The following is a 22,863-nucleotide window of genomic DNA, read 5'->3' on the forward strand; positions in this document are numbered from 1 at the left end:
CGGCTTTTTTGCGGCTCATGAAGTCCTGCAGCGCCTTGTTTCAGCCGTCCAGCCAGACGTTCTGAAGGTCCATCTCGAATGTCTGGTGGACACCATAGTTCTTCACCTTCTTGTTCTGGTGGCTGTAGAGCTTCTGCCAGAACGGCTGAATAATGACGCCCGAATCCTGCAGGATCTGCTCGACATCCTTCATGACCTCGCGTCGTTTCTCCACGTCGATGAGCGATAGCGCCTGCTTGAGCTTGGCGTCGAAATCGGGGTTGGAATATGCCGATTCATTCCAGGCCTCGCCGGTGCGATAGCCGAGCGCCAGCACCTGGACGCCAAGCGGGCGCATGTACCAGATCGTCATCGAATAGGGATATTTCGTCCAGTCGTTCCAGAAGGTCGAACCCGGCAGCACCGTGCGCTTCACCTTGATCCCGGCATCGCGCAGCTGGCCGGCAATGGCGTCGCCGGTATTCTTCTGCCAATCGTCCTCGATGGTGATCAGCTCATGCTCGAAGTCAGCCTGTCCGGCTTCCGCCATCAGCTTCTTGGCGCCGGCGGCGTCGCGTGTCTTCTTGGGCAGCGGATAGTATTCCGGATGGATCGGGGCAACGTGGTGGTTTTCACCAGGGGTGCCTCGCCCGGCGTAACCAAGTTGGAGGACCGCATTGTTGTCGACGGCCATTTGCAGGGCGTTGCGCACCCGCTTGTCGTCATAGGGCTTGTGGGTAATGTTGGTGCGCGCAACCAGCGTCGTCGCCGTCGCCACCTCCGATTTCACCAGATCCATCTTGTCGAGAATGTCGATGAAGTCGGCGGGCGACTCGAAATTGAGGTCGATCTCACCCGATTCGAACGCGTTAACGGTGGCGTTGAAATCGGTGCCGTAGTCGATGAACTCGACGCTGTCGAGCGGCGCTTCACCACCCCACCATTTGCCATTCTCACGACGCTTGACGACCGCCTTCTGGCCGACATCGTAGGAGACCAGTTCGAACGGTCCCGTGCCGATCGGCTTCTTGATCGGATCGGCACCATCGGCATCGAAGCTGCGATGGACGACGAGCGCCGGATAGTCGGTGAAATTCGGGATCAGTGAAATGTCTGGTTCGCTTAGCTTCAGCTTGACCGTGTTGTCGTCGACCTTGGTGATCGCACCATCCCTGGCCTTGCCGGTCTTTGTGTCGATCAGCGCGCCGACACGGGCGGCCATGGAATTGCCGGCGACATTCTTCTCGCACCAGCGCGTCAGATTGTGAGCGACGTCATCGGCGTTGAAGGCATCGCCGTTGTTCCATGTGATGCCCTTGCGCACATGCAGCACATATTCGGTGGCGTCGTCATTGATATCCCAGCTTTCGAGCAGAACCGGCTCGAAGGTGAACTGCCTGGTATAGCGGACAAGCGGCTCCAGCCAGCAACGCGAAATGTTCGCCAGTTCCACCCAGTCGTAAGTGCGCGGATCCTTCTGTCCCTTCACCGACATCGAGACGCGCAGCGTTCCGCCTTTCTTCGGCTCTTCGGCCAAGGCCCGATCCGGCACGGCAAGACCGATCATGCCATAGGCAAGCGCCGTCGATGCGCCGAAGGCGCTTGCCAGCGCCAGGAACTCGCGCCGGTCGACACGACCCGCGCGTGCTTCGACCGCCATTGCCTCGATAGCGCTCGGCACGCGATCGCCACTGCTTCTGAAGAATGCCATTTTTTCCTCCCGTCTGGTTCCCTTGATCTTGGTTCTTCGCGTCAACTGACGCTGTCCGGCAGCCTCTCCTCGCGCCGCGCGATGAAATCCATCAGGCCATCGGCGATGCCTTCATCGAGCTTCGGCTCCTCGTAATCCGCCAGCATGTTGCGCGCCTTCTCGCGGCCGCGCGTGTCGTGGTCCTTCGCCCCTTCCGCCTTCCACTGTTCGAACGAATTGAAGTCCATGATCGAGGGCATGAAGAAGGCGGATTCGAAATGTTCGAGCGTATGCTGGGTGCCGAGGAAATGGCCCTGCGGTCCCACCTCGCGGATGGCCGCCATGGCTTCCTTGAAATCGTCGAACGGCAGACCGCCGGCATATTTGTACCAGCCGATGAGCTGTTCGCAGTCGGTGGCGAATTTCGAATAGCCGCAGGTCAGGCCGGCCTCGAGCCATCCCGCGGAGTGCCAGATGTAGTTGGCGCCGGCGAGGATGGCGGCATGCATCAGCATGTTCGCCTCGTAACCCGCCTGGGCGTCGTTGAGCTTCGACCCGACATGAAAGCCGGACGTGCGCCACGGCAGCCGGTATTTCCGCGCCAAGGCTCCCATCAGATACATCATCTGCGCCGCCTCGGGCGTGCCGCCCATCGGAGCGCCGGTCTTCATGTCCACCGTGACCATGAACTGCCCGTAGATCTGCGGCGACCCTGGGCGCAGCAGTTGCGTGAAGGCGACGCCCGCCAGCGCTTCCGCATTGACCTGCGCAACCGCGCCCACGGCGGACGCCGAAGTCGAGGCGCCGCACAGTGCGAAGGGTGCGAGGATCAGCGGCTGGTTGCTTCGCGCATAGACCTTCATCGCGTCCAGCATGGTGGCGTCCCACACCAGCGGCGAATTGCAGTTGGTGATCGACACCAGGACCGGATTGTCGCGGACGTAATCCTCGCCGAACACGATGCCTGCCATCGCCATCGTGTCTTCCGCCCGCTCCTTGGACGTGACGATGCCCATGAACGGCTTGTCGGAATGCTTAAGCGCGGAATGGATGATGTGGAGGTGACGCTTCGGTACCGCGATTTCCATCGGCTCGCAAATGACCGAACTCGATGAATGCAGCGCCGGCGCCATGTAGGCGAGCTTGTGGAAATTGTTGAGGTCGGCCAGCGTGCCGTAGCGCCTGTTGTTGTCGAGATCGCGAACATAAGGCGCGCCATACATCGGCACGAAGATGGTATTGTTGCCGCCCACCCGCACCGTACGCTGCGGATTCCTCGCATTGAGCGTGAACTCCGACGGGACCTTCGATACCAGCTCCATCAGCAGGGCCCGGTCGATCCGCACACGAGTTTCCGAGACATCCGCGCCCGCCGCCTTCCACAGCGCGATAGCCTCGTCGTCGCGGAATTCGCATCCCACCTCTTCGAGGATCAGGAGCGACTCCTCGTGGATCAGCTCGACCGCCTCATCGGGGACCATCTGGTAGACGGGGATCTGGCGGACCAGGGTCGGGAACGACGTTACGGGGGCTCCGCGCAGCGCCTTGCGCCCCAGGCGGCCGCCACTGCGGCGGTTGGCATGTTCGGTCACTTCAGGGGCCGGTGCGTTCATGGCAACTCCATTCCACTCATGAAGGAGCCTAGCGCGACAAAATGGTGATGTGACGCTGGAAAATCCTGATCTCTTGTATAAGCTCAGCTTATGCGAAGCCTGCGCCACCTCCTGCCCTCGGCCGGCAGCCTGATCGTCTTCGAGGCGGCCGGGCGGCTTTCGAGCTTCACCGCCGCCGGCCGCGAGCTCGGCATGACGCAGGCCGCCGTCTCCTATGCCGTGCGCGGGCTGGAAGAGCAGCTTGGCGCCAAGCTGTTCCAGCGCCGCCACCGCCAGGTTCTCCTGACCGAGGCCGGCGAGCGCTTCCATGCCGATGTCTCGCTTGGGCTTTCGCATATCCGCAAATCGGCGGAGGATCTACGCCTGCAGGCGACCGGCGGTCATGTCACGCTGGCCGCCTCGACCGCGTTCGGTTCGTTCTGGATGATGCCGCGGCTGCAGCAGTTCCGCGACGAACTGCCGGGCATCGACCTGCGTATCCAGACCGCCGACCGCGACCTCGACATCATCGCCGAAGGCATTCCGCTCGGCGTGCGCGGCGGCGCGCCGCGGGACTGGCCGGACTATCACTCGTTGCCGCTGGCTGACGAGGAGATATTTCCCGTCGCCGGCACCAGCTATGCGGCAAAGTTCGGCCTGCCCAAATCCGCTGCCGAACTGGCCACGCACCGCCTCATCCATCTGGAGGAGCCGTATCGCGAGGCGGCCAGCTGGGACGAATGGTTCCAGTCGGCGGGCGCCAATCTCAGCGATACCGCGCGCGGCCTGCGCATCAACGATTACGGCCTGGTGATTCAGGGCGTCATGGAAGGCCAAGGCATCGCGCTCGGCTGGCGGCACCTCGCCGAGCGGTTGCTGGCGTCGGGCTTGCTGGTGCCGGTGACGGATCATGTGCTGAAGACCGGCAAGGCGTTCTATGTCGTCTGGCCGAAGAACCGGGAACTCAGCGACAACGCCCGCAAGGTGCGAGACTGGCTGGCGGCTCAGGCGTGAGGGGCAGTGCCTCCCTGTCCCTTGGAAGTCGGCGGGACAGCACCCCCCTCTGTCCTGCCGGACATCTCCCCCGCAAGTGGGGAGATTGGCAGTTCCAGCCTCGCCACCCTTCCTGCAGCGCTGCAGATTGGCGAAAGCCGTGGCGACATCCGATCTCCCTCCTTGCGGGGGAGATGGCCGGCAGGCCAGAGGGGGGTGCTGTCCTGCCAGCATCATCGCTATTCCGCCGACATCGAATGCTTTCTCATCGGCGTCGAATCCGCCTATAGTGGCGCCATGCCCATCCGCCAGCTTTCCGAAACGATGATCAACCAGATCGCCGCCGGCGAAGTCATCGAGCGTCCGGCGAGCGTGGTCAAGGAACTGGTCGAGAATGCGCTCGATGCCGGTGCTTCGCGCGTCGAGATCGTCACAGCCGGCGGTGGGCTGAACCTGATCCGCGTCACCGATGACGGCTCCGGCATTCCCGAACGGGAGCTGGCGCTGGCGATCGCACGACACTGCACCTCCAAGCTCACCGAGGATATCAACGACATCCGCTCGCTGGGCTTCCGCGGCGAAGCGCTGCCGTCGATCGGCTCGGTGTCGCGACTTTCGATCCGCTCGCGCACGGCAGCAAGTGACAGCGCCGCCGAGATCGGCATCGAGGGTGGCCGCGTCCTGCCTGTCAGGCCGGCGGCGGCCAATCGCGGCACCACGGTCGAGGTGCGCGACCTGTTCTTCGCAACGCCGGCCCGATTAAAGTTCATGAAGGGCGAGCGCGCCGAAAGCTCGGCCACCAGCGATGTGGTCAAGCGCATCGCCATCGCCTTCCCCGCCGTGCGCTTCACGCTGGCCGGCTCGGACCGCTCGACGCTGGAATTGCCGGCGGCGGATGACAGCGCGGAAGGCAGCCTGCGCCGTGTCGCCCAGGTGATGGGCGCCGACTTTCCGGACAATTCTATTGCCCTCGACGCGATGCGCGAAGGCGTGCATCTGACCGGCCACGTGTCGATCCCGTCCTTCACCCGCGCCAACGCGCTGCAGCAATATGCCTATGTGAACGGCCGCCCGGTGCGCGACAAACTGATCGCCGGCGCCATACGCGGTGCCTACGCCGACGTCCTGCCGCGCGACCGCCATGCGGTGACGGTGCTGTTCCTGACGCTCGACCCGGCCATCGTCGACGTCAATGTTCATCCAGCCAAGGCCGATGTGCGCTTCCGCGATCCCGGCCTTGTGCGCGGACTGATCGTCGGGGCAATCCGACAGGCACTGGCCGATGCCGGCGTCCGCGCCGCCACCACGGGGGCCGCCGGCATGATGGCGGCGTTCCGGCCAGGGGCCGCATCCTACGGCCACGGTGGAGCGGCAAACGGCCACCGCAGCTACGACGCGGCCTACCGCGCCTCGGGTCCGTCCGGCTTCGATCCCGCCCGGTCGTCGCAGCGGCCGCTCGATATGGGTTTCGAGGGTGCGGGCTTCCAGCAGCGCGGCTTGCATGAAAACGAGCAAGCGGCTTTCGATGCCGGTCCGCAGCATAGCGCCGATGCACGCGCAGGGCAGGATGAAGCGGCCGAGACGCTGCTCGGCGCGGTGCTGGGCGCGGCGCGCGCCCAGGTGCATGAGAACTACATCGTCGCCCAGACCAGGGATTCGCTCATCATCGTCGACCAGCATGCGGCGCATGAACGGCTGGTCTACGAGGCGCTGAAGAATGCGCTGCACTCGCGCCCGGTGCCCTCGCAGATGCTGCTTCTGCCCGAGATCATCGACCTGCCGGAGGAGGATGCCGAGCGGCTTGCGCTGCATTCGGAAACGCTGGCCCGCTTCGGTCTCGGCATCGAGCGCTTCGGCCCCGGCGCCGTCGCGGTGCGCGAGACGCCGTCGATGCTGGGCGAGACCAATGTCGGGCAATTGGTGCGCGACCTCGCCGACGAGATCGCCGACAACGACACGGTCGACACGCTGAAGGAGCGGCTGGACAAAATAGCCGCGACCATGGCCTGCCACGGCTCTGTGCGCTCCGGCCGCCTGCTCAAGGCCGAGGAGATGAATGCCCTGCTGCGGCAGATGGAGGCGACGCCCGGCTCGGGCACCTGCAATCACGGTCGCCCGACCTACATCGAACTTAAGCTGGCGGATATCGAACGGCTTTTCGGGCGGCGATAGCTGCGGACGGATTGCGGGCCATCGCTTCACCACTTGAGACCGGCAAGCCAAGGAGATCGGCCGACAATGCGGTCACCCGCGATTTTCGCCTGGCGGCCCGAGCAGCGCGATCGCAGCCGCCGCCAGCAGGAGGATCGCACCGGCGATTTCAGCCCAGCCGACCGCCTCGCCGAAGAGCCAGGCTCCGGCCGCTAAAGCGACGATCGGCGAAACGAAGGCGTAGAGCCCGGCACGGACGGTGCCCCAATCACGCATCAGCACGAGATAGAGCGTATAGGCGACGATCGTGCCAAACAGCGACAGGAACAGCAGACTGCCGATGGCGGCCGGCGTGTGCAGCGCCTCGAGCGTCTCACCCGAGATCGGCTCCAGCACGAGCGACAGCGCAAGCAGTGCAACACCGCCGATCGCAGCCTGGACCATTGTCAGCGCCAGTGGTTTGACCGCGCCCACCAGCGGGCGCGAAACCACGCTGCCGAAGCAATAACAGGCGGTCGCAACGACGATCGCAGCGAGCCCGATGCCGCTCGAACCGCTTCCCGCGCCAAGCCGCGTCCAGAACAGCCCAACCAGCCCGATGCTGCCGATAGCGAGCGCGGAAGCGTGGCGCCAGGTCGGTCGCTCCTCGCCGGTGAATGCGGCAATCGCGAACAGCAGGATCGGGATCAGCGCCAGGTTGACCAGCCCCGACAATCCCGAGGGCACGTGCTGCATTCCCCAGAAAAGCAGACCGTAGGTGCCGGTATTGACCAGCAATGCCGAGACCACCGTCCGCCCCGTTCGCCCGTGGGCGAATGCCGCGCCGGCTCCACGCACCGCTGTTGCCAGAAGCGCGGCGGTCAGCAAATAGCGCGCCGCCGCCAGCAGTAGCGGAGGCACGTCATTGAGACCGAGCTTGATCGCCGCCCAGGTCAGCCCCCAGATCAGCGACATCACCGCGAAGAAGGCGAGATTGCGAACCACCAGATTCGCCGCTCAGCGCAGTCCCTGACGATCGACAAGTATCCGGTGGATGTCGATCCGCTCCGGCAGCTCGATCAGGAACTCGGCATCGCGGTCCAGATGATGGACTTTGGTCGGTTCGCCTCTGGTAAAGGCCGTCATCGCTTGCATGTCGGCCCAATACGAGATGGTTGTGAACCACGTCTCGGCATCGCGGTCTTCGCGCAGCAATTGGACGCCAAGCGCCGTCTTCTCGAGGGGCGGAATACCCTCGGCACGCAGGTATGGCTCATAGGCGTCGGCGACGTCGCGGCGGGTGCGACCGCGCCAGATGCGCGCGATGGTCGGTTTGGTCGGCATGAGGTTCTCCTTCAGACAGGGGACAACAACTGAGCGCAGCAAGCGACGCCGGGTGAGATCAGCCGTGAACACGAGCCAGGAAATCGCGGACCAGCGGCAGCGCGTCGTCGAAATGTGTCTCGAGCAGCCAGTGACCCGCCCCCTCGATCAGATGCAGTTCCGCATCGGGCAGATCGCGATTATAGGCCTGCGCCGACGCCGCGGGCATATAGCCGTCCTCTGGCCCCCAAACGATCAGCGTGGGCGGGTGGTGTTCACGCAAATAAGCCTGGTAACGCGGAAACCAATTGAGATTGGCTTCCAGCTTCTCCATCAGACCGACGGCGATCTGCCGACGAACCGGCGTGTTCATCAATGGCCAGTGAAGGCTCCAGAGATCGGGCGGCACGCGGATTGCAACGTCGTCAGCCACTTCCCCGATGAACTCGCCCCGGAACCCGTCCTCGCTCACGGCGGCCTCGAGCGGACGGTGCTTGTCGGGCGACTTGTCGGTCCACCAAGCCTTGATCGTGGCGTATTTGGGTCCAAGCACGTCTTCGTAGATGTCGCCGTTCTGGATGATCAGGGCGCTGATCCGCTCCGGGTGCGAGATCGCATGCCGGAGTCCTATCTGCGAGCCATAATCATGCAGCCACAAGGCGTAGCGTTCGAGACCGAATTCACCGGCAAGTTTGGAAAGCACGTCGGAATAGGCGTCGAAATCATAGCCAAAGGCGGCCGGATCTGGTGTGCCACTGTATCCGAAGCCCGGCCAGTCGAATGCAATCGTTCGCCAGCGGTCGGCGAGCGCCGGCATCAGTCGGCGGAATTGGAACGAAGAGCAGGGATAGCCGTGCGGCAAGAGCAAGACAGGTGCTTCTGGCGGCCCTGCCTCGCGATAGAAAATGGATAGATCATCCAGTTGGATGCGTCGGTGCGTCGTTGCACCCGGCATTCGGACCTCCGTCGAATAAACACCGGCTAAACGCCTTTGACCGAGGGATCGTTCCGAATGAGGGAAGCGGACGGACGGCAATATTCATCTCTTCAAATTCACCACGATGACACCGCCCAGGGCCAGCGCGCCCCCGATTATGCCGAGCAGCGTGGGGACTTCGCCCAGCCAGAAGAAGCCGATCAGCGCGGACATCGGCGAGACCAGATAGAGGAAGTTGGAGGCACGTGCGGCGGGCAGACGCGACAGCGCGGTCGCCCAGGCGGCATAGGCGATGAGGCTGGGCACGATGCCGAGAAAGATGACGGCGCCGAGGCCTGCCGTGTCGGCAACCGCCGCCTGCGAAAAGGCCGACGGCAGGAAGGGCGCCAGGCATAGTGCGCCGAGCACCATGTTCGAAGCCGAAATGGTCAACGGATGATGGCGGGCAAACAGCGGCTTCTGGACGATGGTGTTGACGGCCGAGCACAAGGCCGAGCCAAGCACCAGAAGAGCACCGGTGTTAAATGACAGGCCATGCCCGTCGGCCATGGCGATGACGCCTATGCCGGCGAAGGAAATCACCGTGCCGGCCCAGGCCATGCCCGAAAAGCGCTCGCCCAGCAGGACCATCGCCATGATGGCGGTGAAGATCGGGCTGACATTGATGATGAAGCCGGCGGCACCGGCCGAGACGGTCAGTTCGCCGAAATTGAGCATGACGGTGTAGAGCGCGACGAAGATGGCGCCGCCGAAGACCAAGCGCCACACTTCGTCGAGCCTGGGCAGCGCCGGGCGCTTGACGGCCAGGAAGATCGCCGCCGGCACCGCGGCGATGGCAAAGCGCAATGCACCCAATTCCAGCGGCCCGAAGGCGGCGAGACCGGCTCGGATGGCGGGAAAGGCAGAAGCCCAGCCGACCACCGTCAGCGCGACAGCAATGGCTGCCGTGGTGTCCATCCGCTGTGTCGAATTCAACGTGCCCGTCATCGCGCTCATCTCACTGCCCTCGCATTCTTCGGTCCTGAGAGGCAGAAAACGCCATTTCAGGCCGGTTGACAAACGACCAAATCGAGGATCACCTGTGACTATGGATCACAGCTCGGACACAATGGTGCCGCTCGAGACGCTCCGCGCCTTCGATGCGGCGGCGCGGACAGGCAGCTTTTCGGCGGCCGCCGAAAAGCTCAACATCACCCATGGCGCCGTCAGCCGGCAGATCGCCAAGCTCGAGGACTGGCTGGGATTGAAAGTCTTCGACCGTGGTGCGCGCGGCGTCTCGCTGACGATCGAGGGGAACCGGCTGCATCTGCGCACGGCGGAAGCCTTTGCGCTGATATCGACCCATTCCGACCGCTGGGTCGAGCCGCGTGGCACCGCCGTGGTGCGACTGACCTCGATCCCCTCGGTCAGCGGACTGTGGCTGATGCCGCGCATGGCGGCTCTGGAGAACAATCCCTCGAAGCTGCGCATCGTGCTCGATGTCGACATCCGCCAGGCCGACCTTGCCGATGAGGGCATCGATCTCTCCATCCGCTGTGGACGCGGCGGCATTCCGGGCCGCGTCTCGGTGCAGCTTTTCGAGGAACATGTCTTCCCCGTCGCGTCACCCGGGCTTGCCCGCGAGATCGGCCGCGGCGACCCGGCCCGGCTGCTCAAATATCCGCTGATCAACGATTCCGACGCGTCTGCCTGGCGCGCCTGGTTTGCCGCGCAAGGCATGGATTATCGCCCGCGCCCGCAGGACCGCCGCTTCGAGGACTACAATCTGGTGCTCGACGCCGCCGCCTATGGGCTGGGCATCGCGCTGGCACGCCCACCCCTGACCGGGCATCAATTGCAATCGGGCCGCATCACTCCCGTCGATGAGCGCACCGCGCTCAATCCGGTGTCCTACTGGCTTGACCGGCCGATCGGGCGGCCGCGTGCCGCAGCCGCCGACCTCGCCCGCCGCATCGCGGCAGAGGCCGGGCTGGCTCCGGACAAGATCGAGGCGTTTATCGAAGCCGAGCGATAGGCCTCTCGGACATATATCGAGAACCGGCCGATTCGAAGCTCAGCGAAGCAACAACAGAACGAACCCGAGGATCACGGCTCCCAGAAAACCGGCCATTATCGAAACAAAGCCAATTTTCACCAGCAACTGCTCAGGGTTCGGCACCGCACCATGGGATTGATTGGCCGGCCTGTGCCTGCCCGCCAATGTACCCAGGGCGGCAGCGTTGCGCGGGACTGGAGCCTGCGGCGGGATAAGCGACAGCAATGACAGCCCCGCAACCTTGGCAGGGGCATTGTCATTGGCCGTTGTCGAAGGCGGCAAGAAGGCTCGCAGCGTTTCGGCTTCGGGTTCTGCCTTTCTCGCCGCGATCGTTGCCAACGCCGCCTCTTCGCCCGTCTCAAGTTGGGCAAGATAGGCATCGACGATGCCAGCCGATGCGATCTGCTGCGATTTGACGGCCATCGGCGCGGCCGGCAAAGTCAACAGCGCTGGCGCTGTCTGTTGTGCGAGCAGAGACGGCGCCGGCGGCTGGACCAGCGCCTTGACCAGTGCCGTCATGACTGGATCAGCCTGCCCCGAGGGCACTACCTGCGGCGTCATCACTTCCCTGAGCAAGGCGGGAAGACGAGTGGAGGAAATGTCCATTGCGGCCTGCCAACACCATTTTTCCGCCTCACAATAAGCGTTCAGCATTGTCTCAGGCTTGTCGCATGCTTGACCTCGCCGGGAATTTATGGCGATGAAATCCTCATGAACCCTGGCGTCCCCGCATGATGAACCGTTTCGAAGGCCCCGGCGGCAAGGAAGCCCGCATCCGCTATCTGGATGGCGACTTCCAGGTTACCAGTCCCGGCGCGTTCGTGCGTTGCGCGGTGACAGGCGAAAGCATTCCGCTCGACGAGTTGAAATACTGGAGCGTCGCCAGGCAGGAGCCCTACATCAGCGCCACCGCCTCGCTGCGCCGCGAAATCGAGATGCATCCGGAGCTGCGTAAGCGCGGTTAGAGCAGTTCCCCGTTTCACGGAACGGCGAACCGCTCCAGCTCTTTGTTTGACGCAATTCCCAAGGGAAAGCGCTATGCGCTTTTTCCCAGGAAAACCGTTTCACACTTTTCCTGGAATTGCTTTAGCCCTTCAGCTTGCGCTGGCGCCAGGCATCGAGCGTCTCGTCGATGATGCGCTCGGGAACGTGGTCGAGTTCGAAGACCGTGTCGATCTCGAGCACCTCGAGCCGGTCGAGGAAGTCCTGTGAGGCGCCGTGGCGCAGCCGGGCGGCGTCCTTGGCGGTGGTGATGAGCACCAGCCCTTCGGCGTGCGCGGTCGCCGCCAACTCGGCAAGTTCGTCCTCGGCATAGAAATGATGGTCCGGAAACGGCCGCGTCAACGCCAGTTCGCCGCCGGCTTCGCGCACCGTGTCGAAGAATTTCTCGGGATGGCCTATACCGGCGAAGGCGAGGAACCGCTTGCCGGCAAGCCCTGCCTTGCTGCTTGGCTCTGTATGGGCCTCGAAGATTGGCCGGCCGGCGCGTGCCGCCTGGCGGACCACGTTGTCGGCGGCGATGCCCTCGCCCATTTTCAACAGCCCGCTGGTGAAGACCAGCTGGTCGACGATTTTGGCCCTGAGCGGACCGCCCGGAATGACGCGGCCATTGCCGATCCCATAGCGCGCATCGACGACGACCAGCGCATAGTCGATGTGGATGCGGGCGCTCTGGAAGCCATCATCCATGATCAGGAAATCGCAGCCATTCCGTTCCAGCAGCAGCCGGGCTCCGGCGGCACGATTCGGCGTCACCGCCACCGGCGCGTGTTCGGCCAACAGGAGCGGCTCGTCGCCGACATGCCTGGCGCTGTCGTGATGGATATCGACGACATGCGGCTCGGCGAAGGAGCCGCCATGGCCGCGCGACAGAAAACCGGGTTTCAGATGCATGCGCTTGGCCTTTTCGGCGAGCGCGATGGCCACCGGTGTCTTGCCGGTGCCGCCAACCGTGAAATTGCCGATGCACAGAACGGGTGCTTCGATCTTCTCGCGCTTGGCCCGCCGCATGCCGCGGCCGGCGGCGGCGGCATAGATGGCCGATAGCGGCGACAGCGCCAAGACCCGCCAGTCCGGCTCTTCCCACCAGAATGGTGGTGCTTCGGAGGCCACGCTAGCGCCCGTTCGCGCCCTTCAGGCGCGACTTGACGACCAGCGGCTGGATGTAGGGCTCAAGCGATTTCAGCGTGCGCGCCAGCGCGCCGCGCATCTCGTCGACGGTCGCTACACCCGCCGCCATCATCTCGTGGCGCGCCACTTCGTTGGTCAGGAGGAAATTGACGGCGCCGGCCAGCATGTCGCGATCGCGCACCAGCTTGGCGCCGCCGCTGTCGAGGAGACGCTGGTAGGCCTCGCGAAAATTCTGAACATTGCGCCCGGCGAGAACCGCCGTGTCGAGCATGGCCGGCTCCAGCGGGTTCTGGCCACCCTCGGAGGTCAGCGAGCGGCCGACGAAGGCGATTTCTGTCAGCCGGAGATAGAGCCCCATCTCGCCGATCGTGTCGCCGAGCAATATATCCGTGTCGGCGGCGATCCTGTCGCCCTTGCTGCGCCGCGCGACCTTCAGGCCCAAGCCGGAAATCTGCGCCGCAAGGGCCTCGCCGCGATCGGGATGACGCGGAACGACGATCGTCAGAAGGCCATGGTGGCGCTTGTGCAGCGTCGCGTGGACTTCAGCCGCGACCACTTCCTCGCCGTCATGGGTCGAGATCGCCGCCCAGGTCGGGCGCGTGCCTATCTGCCGCCGCAGCGTCGCCAGCGCCCGTTCGTCGACGGGCGGCGGCGAGGTATCGACCTTGAGATTGCCCGACACGGTGACCGGCCGCGCGCCGAGCGCCAGAAACCGCTCGCCATCGACATCCGACTGCGCCACGACGTGAGCCAGGTTCTCGAACAACGCCTCGGCGATGTTGGCCCGTTTCTTCCACGATTTGAACGAGCGGTCGGACAGCCTGCCATTGACCAGCACCTGCGGCACGCGGCGCGCGCCGAGCTCGAGGATGGTCATCGGCCAGATCTCGGATTCGGCGATGATCGCCAGATCCGGCTGCCAGTGATCAAGGAACCGGCTGACCGCCGGCTTCAGGTCGAGCGGTACGTATTGATGGATGATCCGATCACCGAGCCGCTCGTCGGCGACCTGCGCCGAGGTGACCGTGCCGGTCGTCAGCACGATGTTGACGCCGTAGTCGAGAATGCTTTCGACCAGCGGCACGACGGCTATGGTCTCACCGACGCTCGCGGCATGGATCCAGATCACCGGCCCGTCGGGGCGCGCGCGGCCGGCGACGCCATAGCGCTCGCGGCGGCGGTAGCGGTCTTCCTTGCCGCGCGAGGTGCGCCAGGCAACATAGGGCCCGACCAGCGGATAGGCTGCCGCACCCGCGAACCGGTAAGCCGACAGCATGGCCCGTGCCCAGCGGCCGCTCATCGCGGAGCATCCACGAGACGGTAGGCCTCGGCAGTCGCGGCATTGAGCGCGGTCGTCACTTCCTGGCGCTTGCGCTCCATTTCGGCGTCATCGGCGCCGGCCGCCACGAAGATCGGCTGGCCGATGACGATCGACGAACGGCCGAACGGCAGGTTGATGGTGGTCTTGTCCCAGCTCTTCTCCAGCACCTTGCGGCGGCTGGTGGTGATGGCGACGGGTACAAGCGGCCGGCCCGAGAGGCGGGCCAGGAGAACGATGCCAAGCCCTGCGTCTCGCGGCGTGCCGTGCGGAATATCTGCGATCATGGCGACGTTCTTGCCGACGGCGAGCGACTTTTTCAGGGCGATAAGCGCTTTTGCCCCACCCTTGTCGAGATGCCTGGCATTTTCCCGCCCGCCCGACCCGCGCACCGCCTCGATGCCGAATTTTTCCAGCATCAGCGCGTTGAGCTCGGCATCGGCGCTTCGTGAGACCATGGCGACCAGCGGCTTGCGCTTGGGGTAGTAGGCCGGCGTCAGCAGATGCTGGCCGTGCCACAGGGCTATGATGCCAGGCTCGAACTCGGTATAGGCGCCGCCCGAAAACCGCGCCGAGCCCTCCACGACGCGATTAGTGAGGCGCACGAAGCGGACGAACTGGGCGAACAGGCTGGCGATGGCGTTCTTGACGAATCGCGACTGCGCCAGCGGTTGGCGAATCTTGCGCCAGAAGGCCTTGGTCGTGCGGCTGCGTCCCCTGCCCGTGGGCGCGGCATCGCTTGCTGGCCCTTTCGCCAGGTCATGCTCCATCGAAGTCAACCGGCAGCCTTGTTGTCGGGGTCCAGCAGCCGGTGCAGATGAACGACGAAATAACGCATGTGGGCGTTGTCCACGCTGGCTTGCGCCTTGGCTTTCCATGCCGTGTGCGCGGATTGATAGTCGGGATAGATGCCGACGATGTCGAGCCCGTCGAGATCGCGGAAATCGGTGCCGCCAAGCTTCTTCAGTTCGCCACCGAACACCAGATGCAAAAGCTGTTTCTTTCCGTCTTCCGCGGCCATGTCGGTCCTTCACATATCGTGAGTTTGTGACAGGTCTAGACCAAAGCCGCCGACTTTGGAACCTTTAGGGCGAGATGAATTCATCTCGCCCGGGAAAACGCTTTCACGCGTCCAGACCGGCGATGACGCCGGCGAGCACGGCCAGCAATTCACCGCTGCCGGCAGCAAGTGCGCCGTGACGAGTCACCTCGCCGGCATAGAGCGGAGCGTGGCCATGCTGGTCGAGCAGCTGGCCGCCGGCCTCGCGCAGGATGAGGTCGGCCGCCGCAATATCCCAGTCATGCGCATTCGGCTTGACGAAAGTCGCATCCAGCGAGCCATTGGCGATCATGGCCAGCCGATAGGCGAGCGAAGGGCTGTAGGGCGCCCGCTTCAGGCGCGCCTGCCATTCGGCCGGCATCAGGTCGGTCAACTGCTTCAACCCGGAGATCTCGGCCGTGTCCGGCAGCTTGCGAACCGCAATGCGCTTGCCGTTGCGGAAGGCGCCCTGGCCGGGCAGCGCCCAATAGGTCTCCTCCATCGCCGGGCATTCCAGCACGCCGGCCAGCGTACGGCCACGCTCGACGACGGCGACGCTGACGCACCAGGTGCGCTGGCCTTCCAGAAAACCGCGTGTGCCGTCGATCGGGTCGACGACGAAGGTGCGGCGTGCCGAAAGCCGGACCGGATCGTCAACTGTTTCTTCCGACAGCCAACCATAATCCGGCCGCGCCGCCAGCAATGTTTCGCGCAGATAGGCGTCGGCGGCATGGTCGGCCTCGCTGACCGGCGATGTGCCGCCCTTCATCCAGACTTGTGGGCTGTTGCCGAAGTAGCGCATGGCGATGACCCCCGCCTCGCGGGCGGCATCGCGCAGCAGCGGCAAGTCCCCAGAGGCGCCGGAGATGGCCCCGGCTATGGTCAGGTCATGCTCCGGCAAGGGTCATGCCTTCGATCAGGAGCGTCGGCGCGGCGGTGCCGAAATTGCGGTCGAGGTCATCGGCCGGCACCATGTTGAGGAACATCGTCTTCAGGTTCGAGGCGATGGTGACCTCGGCGACCGGATAGGCAAGCTCGCCATTCTCGATCCAAAAACCGGAAGCGCCACGGCTGTATTCGCCAGTGATCATGTCGACGCCCTGGCCGAACACTTCGGTGACGTAGAAGCCGGTCTTGAGCGATTTGATCAGCTCTTCCGGCGACCGCTCGCCCGGTTCGATGGCGAGATTGGTGGAGGATGGTGTCACGGAAGAGCCGCCGCGCGCGCCGCGGCCGTTGGTGACGAGGCCCAGTTCCCTTGCAGCCGAGGTCGACAGGAACCAGTGGTTGAGCACGCCCTTCTCGACCATCAACAGCTTTTCGCCCTCGACGCCTTCACCGTCGAACGGCCGCGAGGCCTGGCCACGCAGCCGGAGCGGCTCGTCGGTGACGGTGATGGCGGAGGCGGCCACCTGCTTGCCCATCATGTCGCGCAGGAAGGACGTCTTGCGCGCCACCGAGGCGCCGTTGATGGCGCCGGCCAGATGGCCGGCTATGCCGCGCGCGACGCGCGGGTCGAATACCACGTCGACCGGCCCGGTCGCCGCCTTGCGCGCGCCGATGCGGCGCACGGCGCGTTCGCCGGCCTTGCGGCCGATGTCCTCGGGCGCATCGAGATCGGCAAAATGCTGGCGCGAGGAGAATTCATAGTCGCGCTCCATGCCGGTGCCCTCGCCGGCGATGACGCTGGCCGAGCGCGAGAACCGCGAGCCGACATAGTGGCCGAGGAAGCCGTGCGAGGTGGCCAGCACCAGACCACCCAGCCCCGCACCGGCGCTGGCGCCGGCCGAATTGGTCACGCCCTTGACGGCAAGCGCTGCCGCTTCCGCCGCCAATGCGGCTTCCTTCAACTGGTCTGCCGACACTTCGGTGGCGTCGAACAGATCGAGATCGCGCGTCTGTTTGGCCAGCAATGCCGGGTCGGCCAGCCCCTGATAAGGATCCTGCGGCGACACTTTCGCCATCGCCACAGCGCGCTCGGCCAGTGTTTTCGGGTCGGACGCCGCGGTCGCCGAGACACTCGCCACGCGGCCGCCGACGAAAACGCGCAGCGCGACATCCTCGCTCTCGGAGGCTTCGGTAGCCTCGACCTTGCCGAGACGCACCGACACCCCAGTCGAGCGGCCGCGCACGGCCACCGCGTCGGCGGCATCGGCGCCGGCCTTTTTGGCAGCCTCGACCAGGGCCGCGACGCGGTCGGTCAATTTTGCTGCGTCTGATATATCGGTCATGCCTGAAATCCTGCTGATGCGGCCGGTGTGCGGCCGTTGCCCACCCATCTATTGTTCCGGTCCGGCTTGTGCAATGGCATAGGCTTCAATCAAAATGCAGGGTGGACGGTTCAAATCGCCAACCCTGTGACGCAAAATCGGTTCGCAGCCTGCACGGAGCATTTCGATGACGCCTTTCCATCTCGCCTTCCCGGTCCGTGATCTCGATGAAACCCGCGTTTTCTATGGCGAGGTGCTGGGCTGCGCGATCGGCCGGTCGTCAGCGACCTGGGTCGATTTCGACCTTTACGGCCACCAGATGTCGGCGCATCTGCGGCCGCAGGCCGCACAGGCCTCCAATGACGGCAAGGTCGACGGCATTGTCGTGCCAATCCCGCATTTCGGCGCCGTGCTGCTGATGGACGACTGGCAGCGTCTGGCAACGCGGCTGGAGGCGCGCGACGACATCGACTGGCTGGAACGGCCGATGGTCCGTTTCAAGGGCGAGCCCGGCGAACAGGCGACGCTGTTCATCCGCGACCCCTCGGGCAATGCCCTGGAATTCAAGGGCTTTCGCTCTCTGGAGCAGGTTTTCGCGCACTAGCTCAGATCGATGACATCGGTCGATCTACGGCCGAAACGGCCCGCCGCGAAAGGTGCGAGCCGCGCCGGATCGCCGCGTCCGCCGATCAAGTCGGCGACCAGCCGCGCGGTGATCGGAGCCAGCGTCAGGCCGAGATGGCCGTGCCCGAAAGCATGAATTACGCGGGAGCTGCCGCGCGAAGCGCCGATTACCGGCCTGGAATCCGGCAGGGACGGCCGGAAGCCGAGCCATTGCGAGGCAGGCGAGCCGAGCCCGGGAAAAATTTGCCTGGCGCCACGGTCAAGCAGCGCCAGCCGGCGCGGATTTGGCGGCGCGACCAGGCCGCCGAGTTCGACGGTGCCGGCGACCCGCAAGCGGCCGGCCATCGGCGTCAGGTAGAAACCAAGATCGACGGGACAGACAGGCCGGTTGAGCAGCGGCGCGTCGGTCTGGAATTCCAGATGATAGCCGCGCTCTGTCTCGAGCGGAATCCTGTCACCGGCCTGCGCGGCCAGTGCGCGTGACCGTGCACCGGCGGCGATCACCACCGTGCCAGCCTTGATGCGAACGCCGGGGCCGCTGAGCTGGACACCGTCAGCTCCGACCTGCAGCCCGGTGATCTCAGCCTGCTTCACCGACGCACCACGAGCACTTACCGCGCCCAGCAACCGCCGCATCACCATTGCCGGATCGGTGACATTGATCGAGTCGGGAAAATACACGCCATGCGCTGCTGTCGCCGGCAGGCCCGGCTCAAGTGCCGCTACCTCTTCGGGAGTCAGCACCTCTTGGTGGATGCCAAACCCAGCGCGCATTGCCCGGCCGCCGGCGCCAACGGCAAAATCGCTCTCGCGGCGATAGAGGTAAAGACAGCCATTGCGGCGCAGCAGATCGTCCAGATCGGCCTCCCCGGCCATTTCCTCCCAGGCCGGGAGGGCGTCGGCCAGCAGTCCGGCGAGCGCCAGCGCATTGGCCCGGGTGGCCGCCGGCAGCGATTGCCGCATGAACCGAACGAGCCATGGCGCCAGCTGCAGCAGCGCCGGCCAGCGCAGCGAAAACGGGCTGTCGGGATCAAGCAGCAGCTTTGGCAACGCCCGCAGCACCGCAGGAGTGCCGACCGGCATGCAGGCATATTCGGCGATCGTCCCGGCATTGCCGAACGACGCGCCGGAGCCCGGCTCGTTCGGATCGATGAGCAGAACTTCGCGGCCGTCCGCGACAAGGCGAAGTGCCGTCGCCAGCCCGACAACTCCGGCGCCGACAATGGCGATTTCGACCGTTTCAGAAGCAGCCACTGTGGATCTTCCCGATTGACCTTGAAATCCCGTACCGATCATGTGGTCTCTTGGTTCGGGGTCACGGTCCAGTCTTGATCCCTGGAATCGAATAGGCCAGATCTTTCCGCGCCTCAGGCAACAGGCGTCCAGATCACGTCCTCGATCTTTTGCGCGCCGGTTGCCAGCATCGCCAGCCGGTCGAAGCCGAGCGCGATGCCGCTGGCCGGCGGCATGATGGCAAGGGCGGCGAGGAAATCCTCGTCCAGCGGATAGCGCTCGCCATAGATGCGCTCTTTCTCATCCATCTCGATGACGAAGCGCCGGCGCTGCTCGTCGGCGTCGGTCAGCTCGCCAAAGCCGTTGGCGAGTTCGACGCCGCAGCAATAGAGCTCGAAGCGCTCCGCCACGCGTGGGTCGCGCGGACTCGGCCGCGCCAGTGCCGCTTCGGCCAGCGGATATTCGCACAGGATGGTCGCGCGGCCCTGCCCGAGCAACGGCTCGATTTTTTCCACCATCACCCGGCTGAACAGGTCGGCCCAGCTGTCGTCGGGCGCGGTACGCATGCCGGCCCGGATCAAGGCGGCGTACAGCGCGTCGCGATCGGTGCTGCCGGCGGCGGCGACCGTTGCCAGCAGATCGATGCCGGCGTAGCGAGTGAAGGCCTCCCCCACCGTCAGCCGTTCCGGCTCGGCAAACGGATCGCAGTCGCGGCCCCGAAACGAGAAAAGAGTAGCCCCTGCCCTTGTCGCGGCCAGCGCCAAGAAGGCGGCGCAATCCTGCATCAGGCTTTCATAGGCCTCACCCACCCGATACCATTCCAGCATGGTGAATTCGGGATGGTGCAAGGGGCCGCGCTCACGGTTGCGGTAGACCGGACCGAAGCTGAAAATTCTGGTTTCACCGGCGGCGAGCAGCTTCTTGCAGGCGAATTCCGGCGAGGTGTGGAGATAGAGCGGCGCCCTTGCACCGTCCGGCCCGACCGCTTCGGTGGCGAAAGCCGCCAGATGCGCCTCGTTGCCGGGTGAGACCTGCAGGGCCGCCGTCTGCACCTCGACGAAATCATGGGCGGCGAACCAGTCGCGCAGGCCGGCGGCGATGCCGTTGCGCAGCATCAGCCGCGGGCGGCGGTCGGCATGGACATGCGGCGTCCACCAGGGCGAAGCTTCGGTCATGGGGCTCAGATCATGGTGGAATGGGGCTGGCGGCGGCGGCCAAGATGCGGTAGGCCCCCACCCAGCGCCGCACAAGCCGGCAAACGCCAGTCAACTCTTCTTGCAGGATTTAAAACCGTGGTGAAAGTCATCGCCAGTTCGCTCCGCAAAGGCAATGTCGTCGACAGGGACGGCAAGCTTTATGTGATCCTCTTTGCCGAAAACATCCACCCAGGCAAGGGCACGCCGGTGACGCAGCTCGACATGCGCCGCATCGGCGACGGGGTGAAGGTTTCGGAGCGCTACCGCACCACCGAACAGGTGGAGCGCGCCTATGTGGAAGAGCGCGAGCACACCTTCCTCTATCGCGACGGCGAAGGCTTTCATTTCATGAACCCGGAAAGCTACGACCAGGTGGCGGTGTCGGAAGCCGTGGTCGGCGACATGGCGCCTTACCTGCTGGAAGGCATGGCCGTGCAGGTGTCACAGTTCAACGGCATCGCCATTTCCCTGGTGCTGCCGCAGCGCGCCACCTTCGAAGTGGTGGAAACCGAGCCGACGACCAAGGGCCAGACGGCCTCGTCCTCCTACAAGCCCGCCGTGCTGTCCAACGGCGTGCGCACCCTGGTGCCGCCGCACATCGCACCGGGCACCCGCGTGGTGGTGATGACGGCCGATGGGGCTTATGTGGAGCGGGCTAAGGACTGAGGGGGTCCTTCCCGCCCAAACGACCAACGGCCTGCAAGCAATGCCTTTCCATAGACGGGGGGCAGCTTCGAGACACCGCTTATTGCTTGAAACAGTGCTCGCGGTGCCATTGCAAGAAATGAGGATGCGGGCGTTCGAGCTGTCGGCGAGGCGGAAGCGCGCGCCGCGTCTTGTTTATAAAGCCCTGCACACTGTCTAAGTCATTGACCTGCCTGGAGATCAGGATTTCAAAATCGTCCGACAGGCTGATCAATCCACGGTCGAACATCCAATGCGCAGTGCCGGACAGTGCGATCCCATTGTTGACGACATCAGGCCCGTTCGCCTCGACCGGTCGAATATGCGCAGCAGAAACCTCTGCCCGGCCTCCGCCATTTATCAGCTTGAGACCTGTGATCGCGCAGCGCTCGTCATAGGCACGTAAGACGACTCGACGGAAAATGCGGTCTCGCACGATTCGCGATCCGATGTAGCTTACGCGATCACGACTCTGCTCGAATTCGAATGGCGCCTGCTCATCCTGAAAGCCGGCAGATATGCCGACCTCATCAATGCGCGGCAGCAACAACTTATTCGTATCCAGGCCCAGATCGATGATCCGGTTGAAGTCACTTGGGCTAAGTGCGCGGACGGCAGATTGGGCGCGGCCAGAAATCCGTCCCTCATCATTGAGCAGGCCTCGTTCGACGAGACCATCAGATCTGCTAAATGGAACAGGATTGACGAAATCGAGGTAAGTTCCGGGCTCAATCAGCGCGAGGTACATCTCGGGCGTTACAGGATCGGGTTTGATCTGCTGGACTTTCGCTACAGCGTAATAGCCCCGTGTATCGTTTACCTTGCTGGGCTCGTAGTAGATAATCCACTTGCCGACACACGCTTCAACGCGGCGCAGATACGGGCGAGGAAACTGGTATTGCTCTGCGGGGCGATCGTTGTAACGCGAATCCGAGCGATGAATGAAAACCCCGAATCCCATGGATCTTCCTGCAATGCGTTCTTGGGAATAATTACTTCAGATGTGGCATCAAAATCCGAATTTTGGCGTTTAGTCCAGGCCGGTCGCACTTCCCCATGGCATCGGTCTTTCGCAGCCTCGCGCTGAAAGCGCCACACTGCAACGAAGCGCAGCAATATATTTCATGGAACGTGTCGTAAAAGGCCTGCGCATTCCGTCCTTTGACCAAAGAAGGAGAACGCCATGCGAAAACTTATCGTCACCGAATTCATCAGCGTCGATGGCATTGCCGAGGTCGAGAAGCTGCCCAGCGTGACCTGGAACGACGAAATGAACAGGTTCAAGGAGGACGAGCTTGCCGACAGCGGCGCCATGCTTTTGGGGCGCACGACCTATGAGATCTTTGCCGGCTCCTGGCCAACGGAAACCGGAGATTTTGCCGACCGGTTCAACGCGCTGCCGAAATATGTCGCTTCGACCAGCCTGAAGGCGCTCGACTGGAAGCCGGCCGAATTGCCGAAGGGACCGCTGCCGGATGCGGTCAGGACGCTGAAGCAAGGCAGCGGCGGCAACATCTATGTGCATGGCAGCCTGAGCGTTGCGCAGGAATTGCTGCGCCATGGCCTGGTCGACCGCGTCAGGCTGCTCAGCTACCCCGGCACCGTCGGCCAGGGCAAGCCACTGTTCCCAGGCGGCGCGGCGGTGTCGCTCGAACTGATTTCGGCGACGCCGTTCAGCAACGGTGTTGTGGCGCTGGAGTATGTGCCGGTGGCGAAATCGTAAATCGGTTGGAGCCTTTCAGATCGCGTC

The 22,863-nt window shown here is 64.2% G+C and carries 23 protein-coding genes; 7 read left to right on the top strand and 16 right to left on the bottom strand.

Annotation, left to right across the window (positions count from 1 at the left end):
- Nucleotides 1-40 precede the first annotated feature (40 nt).
- Together NKH95_RS00120 and NKH95_RS00125 are read right to left on the bottom strand one after the other, a co-directional pair.
- The gene (locus NKH95_RS00120; protein ID WP_023813570.1) at nucleotides 41-1,690 is read right to left on the bottom strand and encodes an ABC transporter substrate-binding protein; all 1,650 of its coding nucleotides are present in this window, start codon (nucleotides 1,688-1,690) and stop codon (nucleotides 41-43) included.
- A 41-nt stretch (nucleotides 1,691-1,731) separates the two neighbouring features.
- Entirely contained in the window at nucleotides 1,732-3,282 is a 1,551-nt protein-coding gene (locus NKH95_RS00125) for a trimethylamine methyltransferase family protein (protein ID WP_013532332.1), read from the bottom strand.
- A 90-nt stretch (nucleotides 3,283-3,372) separates the two neighbouring features.
- Between NKH95_RS00125 and NKH95_RS00130 the strand changes: the two genes are divergently transcribed.
- Together NKH95_RS00130 and mutL are read left to right on the top strand one after the other, a co-directional pair.
- The gene (locus tag NKH95_RS00130) at nucleotides 3,373-4,275 is read left to right on the top strand and encodes a LysR substrate-binding domain-containing protein (protein WP_127288978.1); all 903 of its coding nucleotides are present in this window, start codon (nucleotides 3,373-3,375) and stop codon (nucleotides 4,273-4,275) included.
- A gap of 276 nt (nucleotides 4,276-4,551) precedes the next feature.
- Complete coding sequence (gene mutL / locus NKH95_RS00135) at nucleotides 4,552-6,426, top strand: DNA mismatch repair endonuclease MutL (protein WP_128305109.1); 1,875 nt, start codon at nucleotides 4,552-4,554, stop codon at nucleotides 6,424-6,426.
- Nucleotides 6,427-6,498: 72 nt separating this feature from the next.
- Here the strand turns inward: mutL and NKH95_RS00140 are convergent, their stop codons facing one another.
- The 4 genes from NKH95_RS00140 to NKH95_RS00155 all read right to left on the bottom strand — a co-directional run bounded on the left by NKH95_RS00140 (nucleotide 6,499) and on the right by NKH95_RS00155 (nucleotide 9,640).
- Nucleotides 6,499-7,389: a DMT family transporter gene (locus NKH95_RS00140; RefSeq protein ID WP_023813567.1), complete on the bottom strand. Its 891-nt coding sequence runs from the start codon at nucleotides 7,387-7,389 to the stop codon at nucleotides 6,499-6,501.
- A 12-nt stretch (nucleotides 7,390-7,401) separates the two neighbouring features.
- A complete protein-coding gene (locus tag NKH95_RS00145; protein WP_023813566.1) occupies nucleotides 7,402-7,728 on the bottom strand; it encodes an antibiotic biosynthesis monooxygenase family protein in 327 nt (108 codons plus the stop codon).
- A 58-nt stretch (nucleotides 7,729-7,786) separates the two neighbouring features.
- On the bottom strand, nucleotides 7,787-8,662 hold the full coding sequence (locus NKH95_RS00150; RefSeq protein ID WP_352775904.1) for an alpha/beta fold hydrolase: 876 nt from the start codon (nucleotides 8,660-8,662) through the stop codon (nucleotides 7,787-7,789).
- Nucleotides 8,663-8,746: 84 nt separating this feature from the next.
- On the bottom strand, nucleotides 8,747-9,640 hold the full coding sequence (locus NKH95_RS00155; RefSeq protein ID WP_128305063.1) for a DMT family transporter: 894 nt from the start codon (nucleotides 9,638-9,640) through the stop codon (nucleotides 8,747-8,749).
- Nucleotides 9,641-9,731: 91 nt separating this feature from the next.
- Between NKH95_RS00155 and NKH95_RS00160 the strand changes: the two genes are divergently transcribed.
- A complete protein-coding gene (locus tag NKH95_RS00160) occupies nucleotides 9,732-10,658 on the top strand; it encodes a LysR family transcriptional regulator (protein ID WP_128305062.1) in 927 nt (308 codons plus the stop codon).
- A gap of 39 nt (nucleotides 10,659-10,697) precedes the next feature.
- Here NKH95_RS00160 and NKH95_RS00165 read toward each other — a convergent pair whose 3' ends face one another.
- The gene (locus NKH95_RS00165) at nucleotides 10,698-11,333 is read right to left on the bottom strand and encodes a hypothetical protein (RefSeq protein WP_352442456.1); all 636 of its coding nucleotides are present in this window, start codon (nucleotides 11,331-11,333) and stop codon (nucleotides 10,698-10,700) included.
- 77 nt (nucleotides 11,334-11,410) lie between these two features.
- Between NKH95_RS00165 and NKH95_RS00170 the strand changes: the two genes are divergently transcribed.
- Nucleotides 11,411-11,644, top strand: a complete 234-nt coding sequence (locus tag NKH95_RS00170; RefSeq protein WP_031213688.1) for a DUF2093 domain-containing protein — start codon at nucleotides 11,411-11,413, stop codon at nucleotides 11,642-11,644.
- Between the two features lie 121 nt (nucleotides 11,645-11,765).
- On the opposite strand, the gene lpxK is transcribed toward NKH95_RS00170, so the two are convergent.
- The 6 genes from lpxK to NKH95_RS00200 form a co-directional block, all read right to left on the bottom strand.
- Nucleotides 11,766-12,791 carry a tetraacyldisaccharide 4'-kinase gene (gene lpxK, locus NKH95_RS00175; RefSeq protein ID WP_352890501.1) on the bottom strand — a complete coding sequence of 342 codons (1,026 nt, stop codon included), beginning with the start codon at nucleotides 12,789-12,791 and terminating at the stop codon, nucleotides 11,766-11,768.
- A gap of 1 nt (nucleotide 12,792) precedes the next feature.
- Complete coding sequence (gene waaA / locus NKH95_RS00180; RefSeq protein WP_023813559.1) at nucleotides 12,793-14,109, bottom strand: lipid IV(A) 3-deoxy-D-manno-octulosonic acid transferase; 1,317 nt, start codon at nucleotides 14,107-14,109, stop codon at nucleotides 12,793-12,795.
- Entirely contained in the window at nucleotides 14,106-14,897 is a 792-nt protein-coding gene (locus tag NKH95_RS00185; protein WP_013532344.1) for a lysophospholipid acyltransferase family protein, read from the bottom strand. The genes waaA and NKH95_RS00185 overlap by 4 nt, the downstream gene beginning before the upstream one ends.
- 5 nt (nucleotides 14,898-14,902) lie before the next feature.
- A complete protein-coding gene (locus tag NKH95_RS00190) occupies nucleotides 14,903-15,148 on the bottom strand; it encodes a DUF4170 domain-containing protein (protein ID WP_056593794.1) in 246 nt (81 codons plus the stop codon).
- A gap of 103 nt (nucleotides 15,149-15,251) precedes the next feature.
- Nucleotides 15,252-16,067, bottom strand: coding sequence for a 3'(2'),5'-bisphosphate nucleotidase CysQ (locus NKH95_RS00195; RefSeq protein WP_352868040.1), 816 nt, complete (start codon nucleotides 16,065-16,067; stop codon nucleotides 15,252-15,254).
- Complete coding sequence (locus NKH95_RS00200; RefSeq protein WP_352679973.1) at nucleotides 16,054-17,397, bottom strand: TldD/PmbA family protein; 1,344 nt, start codon at nucleotides 17,395-17,397, stop codon at nucleotides 16,054-16,056. Before NKH95_RS00200 ends, NKH95_RS00195 begins: the two co-directional genes overlap by 14 nt.
- Before the next feature lie 166 nt (nucleotides 17,398-17,563).
- Here NKH95_RS00200 and NKH95_RS00205 point away from each other — a divergent pair, with 166 nt between their 5' ends.
- Nucleotides 17,564-17,980, top strand: a complete 417-nt coding sequence (locus NKH95_RS00205) for a VOC family protein (protein ID WP_127288998.1) — start codon at nucleotides 17,564-17,566, stop codon at nucleotides 17,978-17,980.
- On the opposite strand, the gene NKH95_RS00210 is transcribed toward NKH95_RS00205, so the two are convergent.
- Complete coding sequence (locus tag NKH95_RS00210; RefSeq protein WP_352890504.1) at nucleotides 17,977-19,254, bottom strand: NAD(P)/FAD-dependent oxidoreductase; 1,278 nt, start codon at nucleotides 19,252-19,254, stop codon at nucleotides 17,977-17,979. The genes NKH95_RS00205 and NKH95_RS00210 overlap by 4 nt on opposite strands.
- Before the next feature lie 113 nt (nucleotides 19,255-19,367).
- Complete coding sequence (gene epmA, locus NKH95_RS00215; protein WP_352890506.1) at nucleotides 19,368-20,408, bottom strand: EF-P lysine aminoacylase EpmA; 1,041 nt, start codon at nucleotides 20,406-20,408, stop codon at nucleotides 19,368-19,370.
- Nucleotides 20,409-20,525: 117 nt separating this feature from the next.
- Between epmA and efp the strand changes: the two genes are divergently transcribed.
- Complete coding sequence (gene efp / locus NKH95_RS00220; protein ID WP_128304774.1) at nucleotides 20,526-21,095, top strand: elongation factor P; 570 nt, start codon at nucleotides 20,526-20,528, stop codon at nucleotides 21,093-21,095.
- 79 nt (nucleotides 21,096-21,174) lie between these two features.
- Here the strand turns inward: efp and NKH95_RS00225 are convergent, their stop codons facing one another.
- Nucleotides 21,175-22,074 carry an HNH endonuclease gene (locus NKH95_RS00225; RefSeq protein WP_352890509.1) on the bottom strand — a complete coding sequence of 300 codons (900 nt, stop codon included), beginning with the start codon at nucleotides 22,072-22,074 and terminating at the stop codon, nucleotides 21,175-21,177.
- 222 nt (nucleotides 22,075-22,296) lie between these two features.
- Here NKH95_RS00225 and NKH95_RS00230 point away from each other — a divergent pair, with 222 nt between their 5' ends.
- On the top strand, nucleotides 22,297-22,836 hold the full coding sequence (locus NKH95_RS00230) for a dihydrofolate reductase family protein (protein ID WP_352890511.1): 540 nt from the start codon (nucleotides 22,297-22,299) through the stop codon (nucleotides 22,834-22,836).
- Nucleotides 22,837-22,863 lie beyond the last annotated feature (27 nt).

Origin of the sequence: Mesorhizobium sp. M0848 (assembly GCF_040319805.1) — a bacterium.
In the GTDB taxonomy this organism is placed as follows: Bacteria; Pseudomonadota; Alphaproteobacteria; order Rhizobiales; family Rhizobiaceae; genus Mesorhizobium.

Coding starts and splice junctions, on each gene's coding strand:
- epmA (WP_352890506.1), bottom strand. CDS start 20,408: ATGACCGAAGCTTCGCCCTGGTGGACGCCGCATGTCCATGCCGACCGC.
- waaA (WP_023813559.1), bottom strand. CDS start 14,109: ATGAGCGGCCGCTGGGCACGGGCCATGCTGTCGGCTTACCGGTTCGCG.
- NKH95_RS00155 (WP_128305063.1), bottom strand. CDS start 9,640: ATGAGCGCGATGACGGGCACGTTGAATTCGACACAGCGGATGGACACC.
- NKH95_RS00185 (WP_013532344.1), bottom strand. CDS start 14,897: ATGGAGCATGACCTGGCGAAAGGGCCAGCAAGCGATGCCGCGCCCACG.
- NKH95_RS00160 (WP_128305062.1), top strand. CDS start 9,732: ATGGATCACAGCTCGGACACAATGGTGCCGCTCGAGACGCTCCGCGCC.
- NKH95_RS00190 (WP_056593794.1), bottom strand. CDS start 15,148: ATGGCCGCGGAAGACGGAAAGAAACAGCTTTTGCATCTGGTGTTCGGT.
- NKH95_RS00200 (WP_352679973.1), bottom strand. CDS start 17,397: ATGACCGATATATCAGACGCAGCAAAATTGACCGACCGCGTCGCGGCC.
- NKH95_RS00225 (WP_352890509.1), bottom strand. CDS start 22,074: ATGGGATTCGGGGTTTTCATTCATCGCTCGGATTCGCGTTACAACGAT.
- NKH95_RS00230 (WP_352890511.1), top strand. CDS start 22,297: ATGCGAAAACTTATCGTCACCGAATTCATCAGCGTCGATGGCATTGCC.
- NKH95_RS00205 (WP_127288998.1), top strand. CDS start 17,564: ATGACGCCTTTCCATCTCGCCTTCCCGGTCCGTGATCTCGATGAAACC.
- NKH95_RS00120 (WP_023813570.1), bottom strand. CDS start 1,690: ATGGCATTCTTCAGAAGCAGTGGCGATCGCGTGCCGAGCGCTATCGAG.
- NKH95_RS00150 (WP_352775904.1), bottom strand. CDS start 8,662: ATGCCGGGTGCAACGACGCACCGACGCATCCAACTGGATGATCTATCC.
- NKH95_RS00145 (WP_023813566.1), bottom strand. CDS start 7,728: ATGCCGACCAAACCGACCATCGCGCGCATCTGGCGCGGTCGCACCCGC.
- NKH95_RS00165 (WP_352442456.1), bottom strand. CDS start 11,333: ATGCTGAACGCTTATTGTGAGGCGGAAAAATGGTGTTGGCAGGCCGCA.
- NKH95_RS00125 (WP_013532332.1), bottom strand. CDS start 3,282: ATGAACGCACCGGCCCCTGAAGTGACCGAACATGCCAACCGCCGCAGT.
- NKH95_RS00170 (WP_031213688.1), top strand. CDS start 11,411: ATGATGAACCGTTTCGAAGGCCCCGGCGGCAAGGAAGCCCGCATCCGC.
- NKH95_RS00130 (WP_127288978.1), top strand. CDS start 3,373: ATGCGAAGCCTGCGCCACCTCCTGCCCTCGGCCGGCAGCCTGATCGTC.
- mutL (WP_128305109.1), top strand. CDS start 4,552: ATGCCCATCCGCCAGCTTTCCGAAACGATGATCAACCAGATCGCCGCC.